At 72.8% G+C, this 15367-nt stretch carries 18 protein-coding genes; 10 read left to right on the forward strand and 8 right to left on the reverse strand.

The annotated features are described in order from the left end of the window. Window positions 1-17 precede the first annotated feature (17 nt). The 3 genes from AB4Y76_RS00865 to AB4Y76_RS00875 are packed head-to-tail and all read left to right on the forward strand — an operon-like array spanning window position 18 to window position 3459. Entirely contained in the window at window positions 18-1760 is a 1743-nt protein-coding gene (locus tag AB4Y76_RS00865; RefSeq protein ID WP_441921501.1) for a thiamine pyrophosphate-dependent enzyme, read from the forward strand. 52 nt (window positions 1761-1812) lie between these two features. Next, window positions 1813-2226: a hypothetical protein gene (locus AB4Y76_RS00870; protein ID WP_441921503.1), complete on the forward strand. Its 414-nt coding sequence runs from the start codon at window positions 1813-1815 to the stop codon at window positions 2224-2226. A gap of 48 nt (window positions 2227-2274) precedes the next feature. Then, window positions 2275-3459, forward strand: coding sequence for a cation:proton antiporter (locus AB4Y76_RS00875; RefSeq protein WP_441921505.1), 1185 nt, complete (start codon window positions 2275-2277; stop codon window positions 3457-3459). 7 nt (window positions 3460-3466) lie between these two features. Here AB4Y76_RS00875 and AB4Y76_RS00880 read toward each other — a convergent pair whose 3' ends face one another. Beyond that, a complete protein-coding gene (locus AB4Y76_RS00880) occupies window positions 3467-4414 on the reverse strand; it encodes an acyl-ACP desaturase (RefSeq protein WP_441921771.1) in 948 nt (315 codons plus the stop codon). A 70-nt stretch (window positions 4415-4484) separates the two neighbouring features. Further along, on the reverse strand, window positions 4485-4925 hold the full coding sequence (locus AB4Y76_RS00885) for an SsgA family sporulation/cell division regulator (RefSeq protein ID WP_441921507.1): 441 nt from the start codon (window positions 4923-4925) through the stop codon (window positions 4485-4487). Window positions 4926-5128: 203 nt separating this feature from the next. Between AB4Y76_RS00885 and AB4Y76_RS00890 the strand changes: the two genes are divergently transcribed. From AB4Y76_RS00890 to AB4Y76_RS00910, 5 genes are all read left to right on the forward strand, one after another. Next, on the forward strand, window positions 5129-5752 hold the full coding sequence (locus AB4Y76_RS00890) for a dihydrofolate reductase family protein (RefSeq protein ID WP_441921509.1): 624 nt from the start codon (window positions 5129-5131) through the stop codon (window positions 5750-5752). A gap of 5 nt (window positions 5753-5757) precedes the next feature. Then, a complete protein-coding gene (locus tag AB4Y76_RS00895) occupies window positions 5758-6015 on the forward strand; it encodes a hypothetical protein (RefSeq protein ID WP_441921511.1) in 258 nt (85 codons plus the stop codon). 392 nt (window positions 6016-6407) lie between these two features. Next, window positions 6408-7322: an SPFH domain-containing protein gene (locus AB4Y76_RS00900; protein ID WP_441921513.1), complete on the forward strand. Its 915-nt coding sequence runs from the start codon at window positions 6408-6410 to the stop codon at window positions 7320-7322. 62 nt (window positions 7323-7384) lie between these two features. Next, entirely contained in the window at window positions 7385-8011 is a 627-nt protein-coding gene (locus tag AB4Y76_RS00905) for a class I SAM-dependent methyltransferase (protein ID WP_441921515.1), read from the forward strand. After that, on the forward strand, window positions 8008-9306 hold the full coding sequence (locus AB4Y76_RS00910; protein WP_441921517.1) for a hypothetical protein: 1299 nt from the start codon (window positions 8008-8010) through the stop codon (window positions 9304-9306). Before AB4Y76_RS00905 ends, AB4Y76_RS00910 begins: the two co-directional genes overlap by 4 nt. A gap of 27 nt (window positions 9307-9333) precedes the next feature. Here AB4Y76_RS00910 and AB4Y76_RS00915 read toward each other — a convergent pair whose 3' ends face one another. Next, window positions 9334-9639 carry a hypothetical protein gene (locus AB4Y76_RS00915; RefSeq protein ID WP_441921519.1) on the reverse strand — a complete coding sequence of 102 codons (306 nt, stop codon included), beginning with the start codon at window positions 9637-9639 and terminating at the stop codon, window positions 9334-9336. Between the two features lie 112 nt (window positions 9640-9751). Here AB4Y76_RS00915 and AB4Y76_RS00920 point away from each other — a divergent pair, with 112 nt between their 5' ends. Together AB4Y76_RS00920 and AB4Y76_RS00925 are read left to right on the forward strand one after the other, a co-directional pair. Next, on the forward strand, window positions 9752-11068 hold the full coding sequence (locus AB4Y76_RS00920) for an MFS transporter (protein ID WP_441921521.1): 1317 nt from the start codon (window positions 9752-9754) through the stop codon (window positions 11066-11068). After that, entirely contained in the window at window positions 11065-11676 is a 612-nt protein-coding gene (locus AB4Y76_RS00925; RefSeq protein WP_441921523.1) for a hypothetical protein, read from the forward strand. Before AB4Y76_RS00920 ends, AB4Y76_RS00925 begins: the two co-directional genes overlap by 4 nt. A gap of 22 nt (window positions 11677-11698) precedes the next feature. On the opposite strand, the gene AB4Y76_RS00930 is transcribed toward AB4Y76_RS00925, so the two are convergent. The 5 genes from AB4Y76_RS00930 to AB4Y76_RS00950 are packed head-to-tail and all read right to left on the reverse strand — an operon-like array spanning window position 11699 to window position 15270. Continuing rightward, window positions 11699-12118 carry a hypothetical protein gene (locus AB4Y76_RS00930; protein WP_441921524.1) on the reverse strand — a complete coding sequence of 140 codons (420 nt, stop codon included), beginning with the start codon at window positions 12116-12118 and terminating at the stop codon, window positions 11699-11701. Further along, the gene (locus AB4Y76_RS00935; protein ID WP_441921526.1) at window positions 12115-13308 is read right to left on the reverse strand and encodes a molybdopterin-dependent oxidoreductase; all 1194 of its coding nucleotides are present in this window, start codon (window positions 13306-13308) and stop codon (window positions 12115-12117) included. The genes AB4Y76_RS00930 and AB4Y76_RS00935 overlap by 4 nt, the downstream gene beginning before the upstream one ends. Then, a complete protein-coding gene (locus AB4Y76_RS00940; RefSeq protein ID WP_441921528.1) occupies window positions 13305-13943 on the reverse strand; it encodes a methyltransferase domain-containing protein in 639 nt (212 codons plus the stop codon). The genes AB4Y76_RS00935 and AB4Y76_RS00940 overlap by 4 nt, the downstream gene beginning before the upstream one ends. Then, window positions 13940-14605 (reverse strand): TIGR04282 family arsenosugar biosynthesis glycosyltransferase, encoded by a 666-nt coding sequence (locus tag AB4Y76_RS00945; RefSeq protein WP_441921530.1) that lies wholly within the window; start codon window positions 14603-14605, stop codon window positions 13940-13942. Before AB4Y76_RS00945 ends, AB4Y76_RS00940 begins: the two co-directional genes overlap by 4 nt. Further along, the gene (locus AB4Y76_RS00950; protein WP_441921532.1) at window positions 14602-15270 is read right to left on the reverse strand and encodes a glycosyltransferase family 2 protein; all 669 of its coding nucleotides are present in this window, start codon (window positions 15268-15270) and stop codon (window positions 14602-14604) included. The genes AB4Y76_RS00945 and AB4Y76_RS00950 overlap by 4 nt, the downstream gene beginning before the upstream one ends. Between the last annotated feature and the right edge of the window lie 97 nt (window positions 15271-15367).

Genomic DNA, 15367 nt, shown 5'->3' on the forward strand with positions numbered 1-15367 from the left:
CACGGAAAGGGCAGACCATGGCGCAGACGGTGGCGGAGATCCTCATCGACCAGATGGTCGAGGCCGGGATCCGGAAGGTCTACGGGATCGTCGGGGACTCGGCGAACCCGATCGTCGACGCCTTGCGACGGCACCAGAGCGACATCGAGTTCGTGCACGTCCGCAACGAGGAGGCCGGCGCCTTCGCGGCCGGCGCGGACGCGCAGGTCTCCGGCCGGCCGACCGCCGTCCTCGGCTCCTCCGGCCCGGGCAGCCTGCACCTGCTCAACGGCCTCTACGACTGCCAGCGGAATGCCGCACCGGTCTTCGCGATCGCCACCCACATCCCCAGCAACGAGATCGGCAGCGGGTACTTCCAGGAGACCAACCCGGTGGCGATCTTCTCCGGCTGCACCCACTACTGCTGCCTGGTCTCGACCGCCGAGCAGATGCCGCGGGTCTCCGAGCTCGCGCTGCAGGCAGCCATCCTGGAGCGCGGCGTCGGGATGATCATCCTCCCGGGGGACATCGCCGCCCAGGAGGTCGAGCACCCGATGCTCCCGCACCCGATCCTCACCGACCCGCCGGTGATGCGCCCCACCGAGGAAGCGCTCGACAAGGCGGCCAAGCTCGTCGCGGGTGCGAAGAAGATCGCCATCCACGGAGGCGAGGGCACCCGTGAGGCGCGCGCGGAGGTGCTCGAGCTGTCCCGGGTGCTGCGGGCGCCGGTCTCCTACGCCTACCGCGGCAAGGACGTGCTGGAGGCCGACAACCCGGCCGCGGTCGGGATGACCGGGCTGCTCGGCTGGGGCGGCGCCACCGAGGCCCTCGCCGGGTGCGACCTGCTCTTCATGATCGGCACCGACTTCCCGTACCACGCGTTCCTCCCCGGCGGAAAGACGATCATCCAGATCGACGACAAGCCGCTGCACCTGGGCCGGCGGGCCGCCGTCGACCTCGGGCTCGCCGGCGACGTCGGGGAGACCCTGCGCGCGCTGATCCCGCGGCTCGAGCCACGCGGCGACACCACCTTCCTCGACAAGGTCCTCAAGGACCACCACCACATGGTCAAGGGCATCCAGACCTACGTGAACCACGAGGGCAGCGGCCAGGGCCTGCGTCCCGAGATGGTGGCCACGGCGCTCAGCGACCTCGCCGAGGACGACGCCGTCTTCACCGTCGACACCGGCATGTGCAACGTCTGGGGGGCCCGGTACCTGCAGATGAAGCCCGGCCGCCGGATCCTGGCCTCGTTCAGCCACGGCTCGATGGCCAACGCGATGCCGCAGGCGATCGGCGCCAAGGTCGGCTCCCCGGACCGGCAGGTCGTCGCGCTCTGCGGGGACGGCGGGTTCTCGATGCTGATGGGCGAGCTGCTCACCGCCGCCGGGCTCGACATCGGAGTCAAGCTGATGATCTTCAACAACTCCACGCTCGGCATGGTCCGCGCCGAGATGATGGTCGTCGGCTACCAACCGTGGGGCACCGACGTGCAGAACCCGGACTTCGGTGCGCTGGCGACGGCCGCCGGGATCCACGGCGAACGGGTCGAGCGCGCCGCCGACATCCGGCCGGCCATCGAACGGGCGTTCAGCCATCCCGGCCCGGCGCTGATCGACTTCGTCACCGACCCGCGGGCACTCGCCGTACCGCCGCACACCACGGTCGAGGAGGTGAAGGGCTTCGCCCTCACCGTCGGCAAGCTGGTCTTCTCCGGCGAGGTCGCCGAAGCGTGGCAGCAGGCGAAGTCGAACATCCGCGACGTCGGGCAGGCGTTGTGACAGGCGTGCTGGCCGGCGTCGTGCCGGGACCGAGGCGAACCAGGAGAAACCCATGAGACGGACCATCACGCTCAGCGGCGCCGGCGTCGCCGGCCTGGCGCTCGCCGCGTCGCTCGCCGGCTGCGGCGGATCGGACCAGGCGCCGGTCTGCGACTCCGTCGCGAGCCTCAAGTCGTCGGTCGCCCAGGTCAAGGACCTCGACCCGACCGCCCCGGGAGCCCTCGACGAGCTGCAGAGCGGCCTCGGGGACGTGAAGACCGACCTGCTGGCGGTCAAGGCCGACGCCAAGTCCGAGTTCTCGGCCGAGGTCGAGACCATCCAGGGCGGGTACCAGACCCTGCTGGAGAGCGTCCAGGCGCTGAAGACCGATCCGACGACGTCCGATCCGTCCAAGGTGAAGTCCGAGCTGACGGCGTTCGGCAGCGACATCGGAAAGCTGATCACCGACATCGAGGAGACCTGCTGAGCCCGGGGCGCGCCCCTCGGTCCTGGTCGCCGGCGACGGGGTGAGGAGGTGGACGAGGGAACCGCGCTGGACACGCTGGTCTGGGTCGCCCTGATCTCGGTCGCCGCCCCTCTCCTCGACGTGCTCCTGCGCGGACGGCTGCCCCAGGTCGTCCTGCTGCTGGTGGGCGGCATCGTCATCGGGCCGGAGGTGCTGAAGCTCGGTGACCCGCAGAGCATCCAGGTGCTCGCCGAGCTCGGACTGGGGTTCCTCTTCCTCGTGGCCGGCTACGAGGTCGAGCCCGCCATCCTGCGCGACGCCGTGACCAAGCGCGCGCTGGTGGCGTGGTTCGGATCGCTCGCGCTGGCCCTGGTCCTGGTCGGCGGGCTCGCCGCCACCGGGTTCGTGCACTCCTACGTCGCCGTCTCGCTCGCCATGACCACGACCGCACTCGGCGTGCTGCTCCCGCTGCTGCGCGAGCACGACCTCAGCGGCGGGACGTTCGGGCGCTCGGTGCTGGCCACCGGGGCCGTCGGCGAGATGCTCCCGGTGCTGGCCATCGCGGTCTTCCTGGGTTCGCGCGGCGAGGTGGTCGCCCTCGTCTCGCTCGCCGCCGTCGGCGTGCTCGCCCTGCTGCTGAGCTACCTCCCGCGCCTGATCAACGGCACCTGGATCCAGCGGGCCTACCGCGCCAACCTGGACGACACCGCCCAGGCCTCGGTGCGGGCGACCGTGCTGCTCCTCGTGCTCTTCCTCGCGGTCGCGTTCGACTTCGGCCTCGACGTGGTGCTCGGCGCGTTCCTCGCCGGGTTCGTCCTGCGCCTGCTCGGTCCCCAGGAGGGCGCGGCCGCGCTGGAGCACAAGCTGGACGTGATCGGCTACGGGTTCTTCATCCCGATCTTCTTCATCTCCTCCGGCATGGGACTCGACATCGACTCGATCGCCCACGCACCGCAGCGTCTCGTGGTCTTCTTCGTCCTGCTCCTCGTGGTGCGCGGGATCCCCACGATCGTCGCGTTCCGCGGCGTGCTCCCGCGTCCCGACCTCGTCGACCTCGGCCTGCTCGCCCCGACCGCGTTGCCGCTCCTGGTCGCGATCACCCAGATCGGGCTGGACAACGGCACCATGCTCCCGGCCAACGCCGCGGCGCTCGTCGGCGCCGGGGCCGTCACCCTGCTCGTCCTGCCGGCGACGGCGCTGGCCGTGCGGTCGCGGCGCGAGCGACGGGAGACGGTGTCGGCGGACCGGCGCTGAGCCGCCCTCAGGACGCGACGATGTCCTGCGGTGCGCCGTCGTCGCGGGCAGCGACCCGGGCGCGGTTCTCCTCGCGCCGGTCGACGAACCTGGTCGCCTGCTCGTCGAGCGCGACGAGGAAGGCGCTCAGCTCCTCGCGCGCCCGCTCGCCCTCGGGGCCGAGGTCGGTGCGGTCGAAGACGTCCCAGTGCCGGAGCACCGGCATGATCACGTCGTCGTGGTGCAGCCGGAGGTCGTAGATCCCGGCCTTCGCGATGATGATCGAGTTGCGGCGGAAGCCGGCCATGGTGGCGCCGGGCATCTCGAATCCGATCACCTCGTCGGCGATCGCGCGCATGGTCGCGTCCGGGGCGATCTCGAGCGCCGCGGCGACGATGTTGCGGTAGAAGACCATGTGCAGGTTCTCGTCCTTGGCGATCCGGGCGAGCAGCTTGTCGGCGACCGGGTCGCCGGTGACCCTGCCGGTGTTGCGGTGCGAGACCCGGGTGGCAAGCTCCTGGAAGGACACGTAGGCCACGGCTTCGAGCGGGGTCTTGTCCCCGGAGTCGTAGCCGGAGGTCATGTAGTCCATCCGGGCGCGCTCGAGCTCCACCGGATCGACGCCGCGGGTCACCACGAGGTAGTCGCGGATCGCGATGCCGTGCCGGTTCTCCTCCGCCGTCCAGCGGCCGACCCAGGTGCCCCAGGCGCCGTCGCGGCCGAAGCGGGTCGCGATCTCCCGGTGGTACGACGGCAGGTTGTCCTCGGTGAGCAGGTTGGTGAACATCGCGGCCTTGGCCGTCTCGGAGAGCCGGGACTGCCCGGGGTCCCAGTCCTCGCCGCCCAGGAAGGCGAAGTCGCGGCCCTGGCTCCACGGGACGTAGTCGTGCGGATGCCACTCCTGCGACATCGACAGGTGCCGGTCGAGGTTGTCCGCGACGACGGGCTCGAGCTGCTCCAGCAGGTTGGTCGGCATCGTCGTCACGGTCGTCTCCCTCGGTCGTACCGGTACGCGATCCAGGCTACGTCAGGTTCTGCCGGGCGGGTCAGCCCGCGTCGCCGAGAGACGCGAGCCAGGCGTCGGCGGCGTCCAGGTCCAGGTGGTCGGACTCGGTGCCGAGCGGGACCGCGTCGAGCGTGCGGCGTACGAAGTCGTGGACGTCCTTGGTCAGGACCTGCAGGGCCAGCTCGCCGGTCGGCGACCGGAGCTCGACGACGACGGTCGCACGGCCGTCGACGTCCAGGCACGGCCACACCTGTACGTCGCCCTCGCCGGTCGGGGCGGTCACGCCGTCGATCAGCAGGTCGCGGGAGAAGGTCCAGACGGCCGCGGACACCGGCTCGCCGAACGCGAACGAGACGGCGTACGGGTCCGCCGGGTCGTAGCCGGCGACGACGTCGATCGCGGTCAGCACCTGGTCGTCCTGGACCGGGATCATCGGGATCGGCCGGCGGATCTGTCCGGACAACGCGTTGCGGTTCGTCATGGCGGTCTCCTCGTGGTCCCTGTGGGGTGTGTGGCATCCAGGCAACCGCGGGGCGGCCCTGCACGAGGGCGGCGCCGGTGTCTGCGTAGGAACGCGTACGCGGGTGCAGGGGGCGCACGCGGCGGCGGTTGGGTGGTCCGGGTCGGCGCTGAGTAGTCCCGGAGGGTGGATCGGACGCCGGTGCCTGGGGCACGATCAACACCATGGGCAAGGTCATCGCCACCATCACGACCTCGGTCGACGGCTACGTCGTCGGCCCCGCCGACGGGCCGGAGCACGGCCTCGGGATCGGCGGGGAGCGGCTGCACTACTGGGTGATGGGGGGACCGTGGACGTACGCCGGCGACGGTCACGACACCGAGGGGATGCACGGCCCGGACCGGGACTACTACGAGACGCTCACCGCCGACCTCGGCGGGGCGGTCGTCGGCCGGAACATGTACGAGGCCGGCCGGGCCTGGGGCGGGACGAACCCCTTCCCCGGCACGCTGGTCGTGCTGACCCACCGGACCGAGGACCAGCCCGACCCGAGCAGCGGGTTCCTGTTCGTCGACGGCTTCGACGCGGCGCTGGAGCGGGCGCGCGAGCTCGCCGACGGGAAGGACGTCTGCCTCGGCGGCGGCGCCGACCTGATCCGGCAGGGGCTCGCCGCCGGCGTGGTCGACGAGCTGGCCCTCTCCACCGCGCCGGTCGTCCTGAGCGGGGGCAAGCGGCTTTTCGAGGGGTTCGACCTCGACCTGGAGCTGGAGGTGCTCGGGACCTGGAGCTCGTCGTACGCGACCCACGTCCGGTACGCCGTCCGCCGGTCCGCTCCGGCGGTACGGTGAACCGCATGGACGCGGAACCCACCCCGATCGCCTACACCGCCCTGCAGCCCGGGACGCCGATGCGGACCAGTGACGGCCGCGAGTTCGGCACCGTCGCGGCGGTCCTGGTCGACGCCCCGGTCGACGTGTTCGACGGGATCAACGTCGACACCCCGGACGGCCCGCGCTTCGTCGACGCCGACCAGATCGACCGGATCTTCACGACGTACGTGACGACGACGCTGTCCGCGGACGAGGCGAGCTCCCTGCCCGGCCCGCGCTGACGCCCGAGGCACCCCCACCGCTGCGGGGGACGGGCGGTGGGGATGCTGCTCGAGCGTTTCGGAGAGTAACAGTGTCCGTTATTCTCGGGAACCCGCCGTCTCGAGCGGCGTCAGTCCTGGTCGGTCTGGTCCGAGCCGTGACGGTCGGTGACCCAGGACCCGTCCCGGGCGTAGGTCACGCCGTTGCCCCAGTCGTCCGAGTCCCAGTCGATCATCGGTCCCACCGCCTCGCTCCAGGCCGTCCCTCGACCTCGTCCGTCCTTCCAAAGTAGGTCCGCGCACCGACAATTCGACGTCCCACGCCGTACCGCAGCCGTTAGGATCCGACGCCGCCCACCGTTCGGTGCGGCACCCGGCGGCACCGCCGGTCGCATCGACGTAGGAGTCACCGCATGACGTTCTCCAAGGGCAAGATCCTGGCCCTTGCCCTGGTCGGGAGCCTGGGCCTGGCCCTGCTCGTCGCGGCCCAGTTCGGCACCGGCTACAACACGCCGTCGGACATGGTCGCGATCCGGGTCGGCGCCGGACCGGCCGAGGCGAAGAAGGTCAAGGGCTGCATCCCGTCCAACGACCGGCAGTGGTTCTGGCAGACCAACGACGACTACCACTACTTCCCGACCTCCGAGCGGGAGTGGGACGCGACCGGCCAGACCGGCTCCGACACCGGCCGGATGAAGTCGATCACCCTGGACAACGTCGAGATGCTGATCCCGGTCACCGTCCGGTTCACCCTCAAGACCGACTGCGACGACCTGAAGGACTTCTACACCCGCTACGCGCGCCGGTACGGCGTGGAGTTCGCCAAGGACGGCTCCTACAACGCCGAGTGGATCACCCTGCTGCGCAAGCTGATCGGCGACCCGACCGACCAGACCCTCGACCGCATCGTGCAGGGGTACAACTGGCGCGACGTCTGGAAGAACCCGGCCACCAAGGTCGAGATCGAGAAGAAGCTGAACGAGTCGCTGCAGTCCTCGACCTCGCTGCTCGACCAGACGGCCAAGGGCTCGTTCTTCGACGGCATCTCCGTCCTGGTCGGCACCCCCGACCCGAAGAACCAGGAGCTCAAGGACGCGGTCGCCCGCGAGCAGGCCGCCGTCTCGGACGCGCAGTCGAAGGAGGCCGAGGCCCGGGCACGCGCCGCCCAGGCGAACGCCGAGCTCGCGGTCAGCCGCGCCGAGGCCGCCAAGCAGCGCGCCGCCATCGACGGCTACCCGTCGGTCGACGCGTACCTGAAGGCGCAGTGCATCGCCAAGGGCTGCAACCCGTACCAGCCGACGTACCTGTACGGCGGCACGCCGCAGTAGCGCCGTCTCCAGTAGCGCCCTCCAGTAGCGCACCGGGCCGCCCCGGGAGCAGGATGCGGGGTATGGGCTTCTACGGCGACCACGTCGTCCCGCGGATCGTGAACCTGGCCTGCGGGACCAAAGACCTCCGTCAGTACCGCGACCGGGTCTGCTCCGGCCTGACCGGTGAAGTGGTCGAGATCGGCTTCGGATCCGGCCTGAACGTGCCGTCCTACCCGGACTCCGTCACGCGGGTCACCGCCGTCGAGCCTGCCGACCTGGGCTGGAAGCTGGCCGCCGAGCGCGTCGCCGGCAGCCGGGTGCCGATCGAGCGCTCCGGCCTCGACGGGCAGGCGCTGCCCTTCGAGGACGACACCTTCGACAGCGCGGTCTCGACCTGGACGATGTGCACGATCCCGGACGCCGGGCAGGCGCTGCGCGAGCTGCGCCGGGTGCTCCGGCCCGGCGGGACGCTGCACTTCGTCGAGCACGGGCTGGCGCCCGAGGAGTCGGTGCAGGTGTGGCAGCGCCGGTTCGAGCCGGTGAACAAGCGGATCGCCGGCGGCTGCCACCTCACCCGGCGCATCGCCGACCTCGTGTCCGGCGCGGGGTTCACGATCCAGGAGCTCGACGTGTTCTACGCCCCGGGCGCCCCCAAGCCCGTCTCCGCGTTCTCCCTCGGCGTCGCGGCGGCCGGGATCGACGCATGATCCGCCGCCTGGCCGCGGTCGCGTTCCTGGTCCTCGTCGCGCTCGGGTGGCTCGCGGCCCCGGCGTCGGCGGACGAGCTCGTCGTGGACGGGACCTCGGTCGACGCGACCGGGACCGCCGACGGCTACACCGCGAAGATCGCGCTGCTCAACCCCGGGCGGGCCAGCGTGACCCTGGACCCGGACGCGGTGGAGGGGCCCGACGGCTGCGCCGTGCAGATCGAGGGCGGGCGCGTCGCCGGGCAGGCGACTGGGAGCGTCACGCTGACCCTCGGCAAGTCCTGCTTCGAGGACGTGGACGAGCTGAAGGTCGACCTCGACGGCGACGAGTCGATGCCGGCGGTCACGATCAAGAAACCCGCCGAGGAGAGCAACTGGCTGCCGCTGTGGATCAGCGCCGGTGCCGGGCTGGCCGCCGCCCTCCTGGTGGCGCTCGTCGGCGACACGATGGTCACGACCATCGACCGCGAGAACAAGGCGAAGGTCGCCACCGGGCAGGAAGCCCTCGACCGCGCGGCGGCGTACGACCGGGTGCGGACGCGGGTCGACGCCCGCGTCGGCGCGCTCGGACTGGGGGTCACGCTCCCCTGGGAGCCGGCGCTGCCGCCGCCGGCGGACTTCGAGACGGACTCGGAGGTGCTCGGGCTCGAGGCGGGCTGGTCGTTCCAGGACTCCTGGGCCGCGAACCTGACCGTGGCGACCACCGCGGTGGTCGCGCTGGTCACCAGCGCCGACACGCTCACCGCCCTCCTCGGCGACGAGCCGAAGGCCGCGATCGGGGTCATGACCGTCGCCGGTCTGGTCAGCGCGGCCGTGATCGCGGTGGCGAACACGGTCGCCAAGCTGGTCGGCGACTCGACCGCGGTGGTGACGGTCCGCGGCCTGATCCTGTCGACGTCGTTGGTCGTCTTCGCGGCCGGGCTCCAGGTGGGCACGGTCGGCGGCAGCGCACTGACCCTCGTCGACGGCTGGCTGCCCAGGACACTGGTCGCGCTGCTGACCGCAGCGCTGGCGGTCGTGCTGCTCTGGTACGCGTTCGGCAGCCTGCAGACCACGCTGTCGGCTGGTGCGCCCGGGTCGCCGGTCCCCGTGGTGCCCGACGACGCCTTCGACGCCTGGGACGCGACCGAGGACTGGGAGAAGGGGGTCGTGCTGGACCGGATCGAGAAGACGTACGCCGCCTGGCTGGCGCAGCCCGCGGCCGCCGTGGGGATGGCCTACCCGCGCGGCCCCGAGATGCTGCCCACGTCCCCCGGCGACGAGCCGCTTCCCCGGCGCAAGGCGTCGCTGATCTGAGCCGTAGCCGGCGCGGTCGGGCCCCGGCTACGGCACCCACTCGGCCGCGACCACCAGGTTGGTGAACTCCGGCGGCGAGGCGAGCACCTGCGTCATCCACTCCTGGATGGCCTGCTGGCCCGCGGCGCGCCGCGGGTCGGCCTCGCGCTCCCGCGCCTTCTCCTCGCTCTCGAACACGGCCAGCACGTAGACCGAGCCGGGGTCGGTCTGGTCGTGCAGGAAGAACTCGCGGACCAGACCGGAATCCGGCTGCTCGGCGGACTTCAGCACCTCGGCCAGGGCCTGCACGTCGGACCCGGGCTTCAGGCGCACGTGGATCAGCTGGGCCCACACGGTGTCCTCCTCGGGACGGCGACACTTCAGCGTAGGGGGGAGCCGACCTGCCGTGAAGAGTCGCCGGGCCTGCGACGATGACCGGGTGCGCCGTGCCGTAGGACCCCTGCTCGTGACGACCGTCGCGCTGGTGCTCGCGGACTCCGCGGTGGTGACGCTGGCGCTGCCCGACATCTTGCGGCACCTGGACGCGACCGTCACGCAGGTCGCGTGGGTGCTGATCGCGTTCAACCTGGTGCTCGGCTTCGCCGCGGTCCCGGCCGCGGCCTGCTTCACGAAGGCCCCACCCCGGATCTTGAGCGCCGCGGGGATCGCGGTGTTCGCGGCGGCCTCGGCCTGGTGCGCCCTGGCCGGGTCGATCGAGGTGCTGATCATGGCCCGTTGCCTGCAGGCGCTCGGCGGTGCGTTCGCGCTGATCGGCTGCCTGGAGCTGCTGGTGGAGGAGTACGGCGAGCGCCGCGGCGTCTCGGCGTGGGTGACCGCCGGGGTCGTCGGTACGGCGGCCGGGCCGTTCGTCGGCGGACTCCTCACCGAGGCGTTCTCCTGGCAGGCCATCTTCGTGGTGCAGGTCCCGTTCGCCGTGCTCGCGGTCCCGGCCGCGCTCGCCGTACGGGCGGATCCGGTGGTCGAGCCCGACCGGCACCCGCCGGCGATCCGCCCGAACCTGACCCTGCTGCTGCTCTCCGCCGCGCTCACGGCCGCGCTGTTCCTGCTCGTGCTGCTGCTCGTCGAGGGCTGGCAGCGGTCCCCGGCGACCGCGGCGGTGACGGTCTCCGTCGTCCCGCTCGCCGCCCTCGCCGCGGCGCCGATCGCCCGCGCGCTGCAGCCGCCGCCGTGGATCGAGGTCGCCACCGGCTGCTTCCTCATCGCCGGCGGCCTGACCTGCCTGGCGCTGCTGCCGTCGGCGCACCTGGCCTGGACGATCGCCCCGCAGGCGCTGGTCGGCCTCGGCCTCGGCCTCACCGTGGACCGGCTCACCTCGCAGGCTCTGGAGATGCGGCTGCCGCGGCCGCGGCACGCCGGCTGGACGATCGGCGCCCGCCACCTCGGCGTGGTCCTCGGCCTGCTGATCCTGACCCCGGTGTTCACCGCCGACCTGGAGGACGCGCAGGTGCCCGCCCAGGAGGCGATCACCGCGCTCGTCCTGGACGCGCCGCTCTCCCCGCAGGCCAAGATCTCGGTGGCCCAGCTGCTCGGCGACGACCTGAGCGCCCAGCAGGGCAAGGTGCCGGACCTGCACGGTGCCTTCGCACGGCTGGACCTGGACCCGTCGGAGCAGGCCGCCGGTGCGGTGCTGGAACGGGACCTGAACCACCAGGTCGAGCGCGCCGCGACGCACGCGTTCCGCGACTCCTTCCTGATCGGCGCCGGGCTCGCGCTGGCCGCGCTGCTCACCGTGGTGGTGCTCCGGAAGCAGGCGATCCCGTGACCGCCCGCTACCCCTGGGCCGTGCTTCCGGCCGCGGCCGTCGTGGTGGTGGCCGGGCTGCTCGGACTGCAGCTCTCCCAGGGCGGCGGGACCTTCGAGCCGCTCCGTCCGGCCGACCCGTGCGCCGTCCGCGAGGTCACCTCGCAGGCAGAGGGCATCGACGGGCTCAGCGAACGCCTCGTCCTGCTCGGCCTGGACGGCGCCGCCTGCGAGGCCGGTACGACGCGGGAGGCCTTCGCGCTGGAGGTGGCGCAGGCGACCGCGCCGACCGACGAGCAGGTCGACGCGCTGCGGGCCGGCCTGCACGAGGCCGTACGCCGGATGGCCGACGACGGCACCCTGCCCCCGGCCTCCGAGCTGCTCGACGACGCAGTCGCCCAGGCGAACCTGAACCCCTTCGTCGCGGCCGCCCTCCGCGCGATCCCGGCGAGCGTGGTCGACGCGACCCTGAAGACCGACGACGTGCTCACCCGGACGATCGACGACCTGGACCTGCGCGCGCTGCTGACGAACCTCGACGACCAGGCCGACCTGCAGCGGCAGATCCAGGCGGCGGTCACCCGGGCCGCGACCGAGTCGGTGGTCGACCGGCTCCGCAACCTGGGCTGAACTGCCTCCCCTGCTGCGCGGGCTACGTGCTCGGTGGGGGGTGGCGTCGTCGCTGTCGTCGGCTCCACCACGACGTGAGCGCGACCGCGATCGCGATCACCGCCACGACCGCCACCCATCCGGTCACGTAGTCCCGGTCCAGCAAGGTCGGGTTGTCCGCCCGTGCGCCGAAGCGCCCGAGGACCGGGACGGCGACGACGGTGATCGAGGCGACCAGGACGAACCCGGCCACCAGCGGCGCCGACGGGCGCCGCACGGCGAGCACGGCCGCGGCGGCGAGCAGAGTCAACGGGGCCAGCACCAGGTCGTGGACGAGGACGCCGCCGACGAGCCAGAACGTCGTGGCGCGCACGTTCGCGAAGCCGGTCCCGGCGAGCAGCAGCACGCCGTACCCGCCGAGGGCCGTGCCGAGGAGCAGCAGGGCGAGCCGGACGGTTCTCACGTCAGCACCTCGATCCGCGCGACCCACTTGGTCTGGAGCACGCCGGGACGGTTCGGGGCGATGAGTCGGCACGGGTAGCCGTGGTCGAGCGCCAGGGGCTCACCGTCCAGTGTGAGCGCGAGCAGGGTCAGCGGGTCGGTGGCGAAGGACGCCGGCAGCACCGTCTCCTTGTAGGGACCCGCCTGCTGCAGGGACACGATGCGCAGGTCGCTGGTCGGGGGTGCTCCGACCGCGCCGACCAGGTCGCGGATCCGGGGACCGGACCAGGACCCGCTCGCGCTCCAGCCCTCGACGCACGCGATCGGCAGCGTCGCCGTGTGCTGGGGGAGTGCCAGCAGGTCCTCCCGGCTGAACGACGCCGTGCCGGTCGGTCCGGTGAGGACCAGGCGGAAGTCGGCGTCCAGGGCACCGGCCACGACGTCGGCTGCCCGGGCGGACTTGTTGATCGGGATCCCGCCCGGCCCGGCGCCGCTGCGGACGCCGAGCACGGAGACCTTCCGGAGCGCGGGGACCGTGCTGCCGATCGTGGCGAGCACGGCGAGACCGGCGGCGCCGTACGCCGTGCCGACGAGCTGGCGTCGGGTGAGCGGCGGACCTCCGACCGGGTCGGGTGCGGGAGCCCCGGCGTCGATCGGGCTGGTCAGGCTGTCGTGGATCAGCGGCAGCTTCACCGCCACGTGGACGAGCAGCGCACCGACCGCCACCCAGGCGATCGCGTAGTGGGTCGCGCGGAAGTGGAAGCCCCACGGGTACCACTGGGCGGCATTCGCGAGGCCGGTCGAGAGCTGGAAGATCGCGCTCGCGACCAGCACCGCGATCGAGGCCCGTTCCAGCCCGTGGAGCACGAGGTCGCGCCGGGGCCGAGGCGGCCGGGCGAACAGCTTGGGGTAGACCGACCACAGCTTGACCAGGAGCAGCGGGATCGCCGCCGTCCCGCTGGCGACGTGCAGCCCTTGGGTGAACCGGTAGGCCCAGACCGGTCGGGTCGGGAGGGGAAGGACCGGGTGCGCCAGGTGTGCCTCGTGGCTGATCAGCCCGGTCACGAAGGCCACCGCGAAGCAGACGCCGAGCCAGAGCCCGACCCGGGAGGTGACGGCGGGTCCGCGCAAGGTCGAGGTGAAGCTCTCCTCGGTCGGCGCCGGGGGGACGTGTGCGACCAGCCGCTCCCGGAGCCGCGCCACCGTGGTCATGCCGACCGCCGCGCGACGCCGTACCAGCGGTCGTGGTCGGTCTGGACCGAGGCCATCGCGAGGCCGGCCCGTCGGGCGAGACCGGTCCAGGCGTCCGCGCCGACGATCGCCCACCGGAACTCCCGCGAGCGGGCTTCGTCGGTGGCGATCCGCAGCGTGGTGTGCCGTACGCCGGCGCCCGGCGGGTCGAGATCGACGACGACGGTGCCGCCGAGCCGGACCAGGCCCGTCACCCGGTCGAGGAGGCGCTGCGGGTCGCCGCCGATGCCGATGTTGCCGTCGGCCACGAGGACCGAGTCCCAGCTGCCCTCGGCCGGGATCGGCGCGAACACGTCCCGGCGCAGCGCCGCGACCCCGCGAGCCTGCGCCTGCCGGACCGCCTCGTCCACGATGTCGATGCCGAGGACGTGCCGGCCCATGTCGGTCAGCGCCTCGGCCATCCGGCCGGGGCCGCAGCCGATGTCCAACGTGGTCCCGGCGCAGGCCTCCAGGATCCGCCGGTCGGCGTTCGTCGCGGTCCGCCGCCAGTCTTCGACCGGGAGCCGGCGGAGCGCGCCGTCGGGGTCGACGACGACGCACGAACGTCCGCGCAGGGCGGACTCGTAGACCGTGGTGGCGGCCCGGACGGGCGTCACGACGCCCGCCCGATCTCACGCCAGCGGGCGGCGAAGCGGGTACCGGGTGCTCGCCGCGCGACCGACTCGGCGTCGGCGACCGTGTCCACGTCGACCAGCGGCGGAGCCGGTACGACGCGCAGGCCGACGCGGTGCAGCGCGCGCGCGGTCGCCGCGCCGGTCTCGCTGGTCGACATCGGAACCGCGGCCAGGGCGGCGGCCCCGGAGGCCCGCCGCAGCGCCAGCACCCACCAGCCGCCGTCGGCGGCCGGGCCGAGGACGGCGTCGTCGGGCCCGGAGGCCAGGGCGTGCACCCCGGCCAGCAGCGCCGGCGTCAGCTGCGGCGTGTCCATGCCGACCTGGACGACGGCGGCGTCCTCGGGGACGGCGGCGCTGCGGTGCGCGTGCGCCAGCCGGTCGCCGAAGCCGTCGCCGTCCTGGGCGAAGACCTCCCACCCGCGGAGCGCGAGCCGGAGGTCCCGGCCGTGCGGCGACTCCGCGAGCGTCCCCGCGAGCGCCAGGTGGCAGCGCCCCGGGAAGGTGGCCGCGCACGCGTCGACGGTGTCCAGGAGCGCCGCCGCCGCGAGGTCCGCGGCCGCAGCCATCCCGATCCGGCGACCGAGCCGGGTCTTGACGAGGCCGGGCACGGGGGACTTGGCGACGACCAGGGCGTGCCCGTTCATCGCAGCACCGTGTAGAAGTCCTGGGCGGTGCGCACGGTGCCTCGTACCGACCCGGACACCTTCGAGCGCGTGCCGGCGGCGCGCGCGAAGTAGGGGACGTCGTGCTCGGTGATCCGCCAGCCCGCGCGCCCGGCGCGCACCATCAGCTCGAGCGGGTAGCCGAAGCGACGGTCGCGGACGCCGAGGGCGAGGAGGTCCGCGCGCCGGCAGACCCGCATCGGGGCGATGTCGTGCAGCGGGTACGAGGCTCGTCGCCGCAACCACTCCACGACCACCCGGTTGCCGGCGCGGGCGTGCCAGGGCCAGACGCCGCGCGACACCGGGCGTCGCCGGCCGACCGCCATCGTGGCGCGACCGTGGACCAGGTCGTCGAGAAGGACGTGCAGGTCGGCGGCGCGGAAGGACCCGTCGCCGTCCATCACGGCGACGTACTCGGTCGTCGCGTGGAGCAGCCCCGTGTGCACGGCCGCGCCGTAGCCGGGAACGGCCTCCGCTACGACCCGGGCACCGAGGCGCTCCGCGACCGCGGCGGTGCCGTCCGTCGACCCGTTGTCGACGACGAGGACCTCGAAGGCTCCGGCGTGCGTTGCCAGGTCACCGAGGACGGCCGGAAGGGCGGCCGCCTCGTCCCGGCAGGGCAACACCACGGTGCACTGCTCGTTCATGTCGTCAAACCTAGGGAGAGCAGGGGCCGGGATCAGGCCCGTGGCCTTACGAAAGCCTGACGAGCGGCACGGCCCGCCCTGCACCGGGACGGCGGAC

The sequence above is a fragment of the Marmoricola sp. RAF53 genome (assembly GCF_052114005.1).
Classification (GTDB): Bacteria; Actinomycetota; Actinomycetes; order Propionibacteriales; family Nocardioidaceae; genus Marmoricola.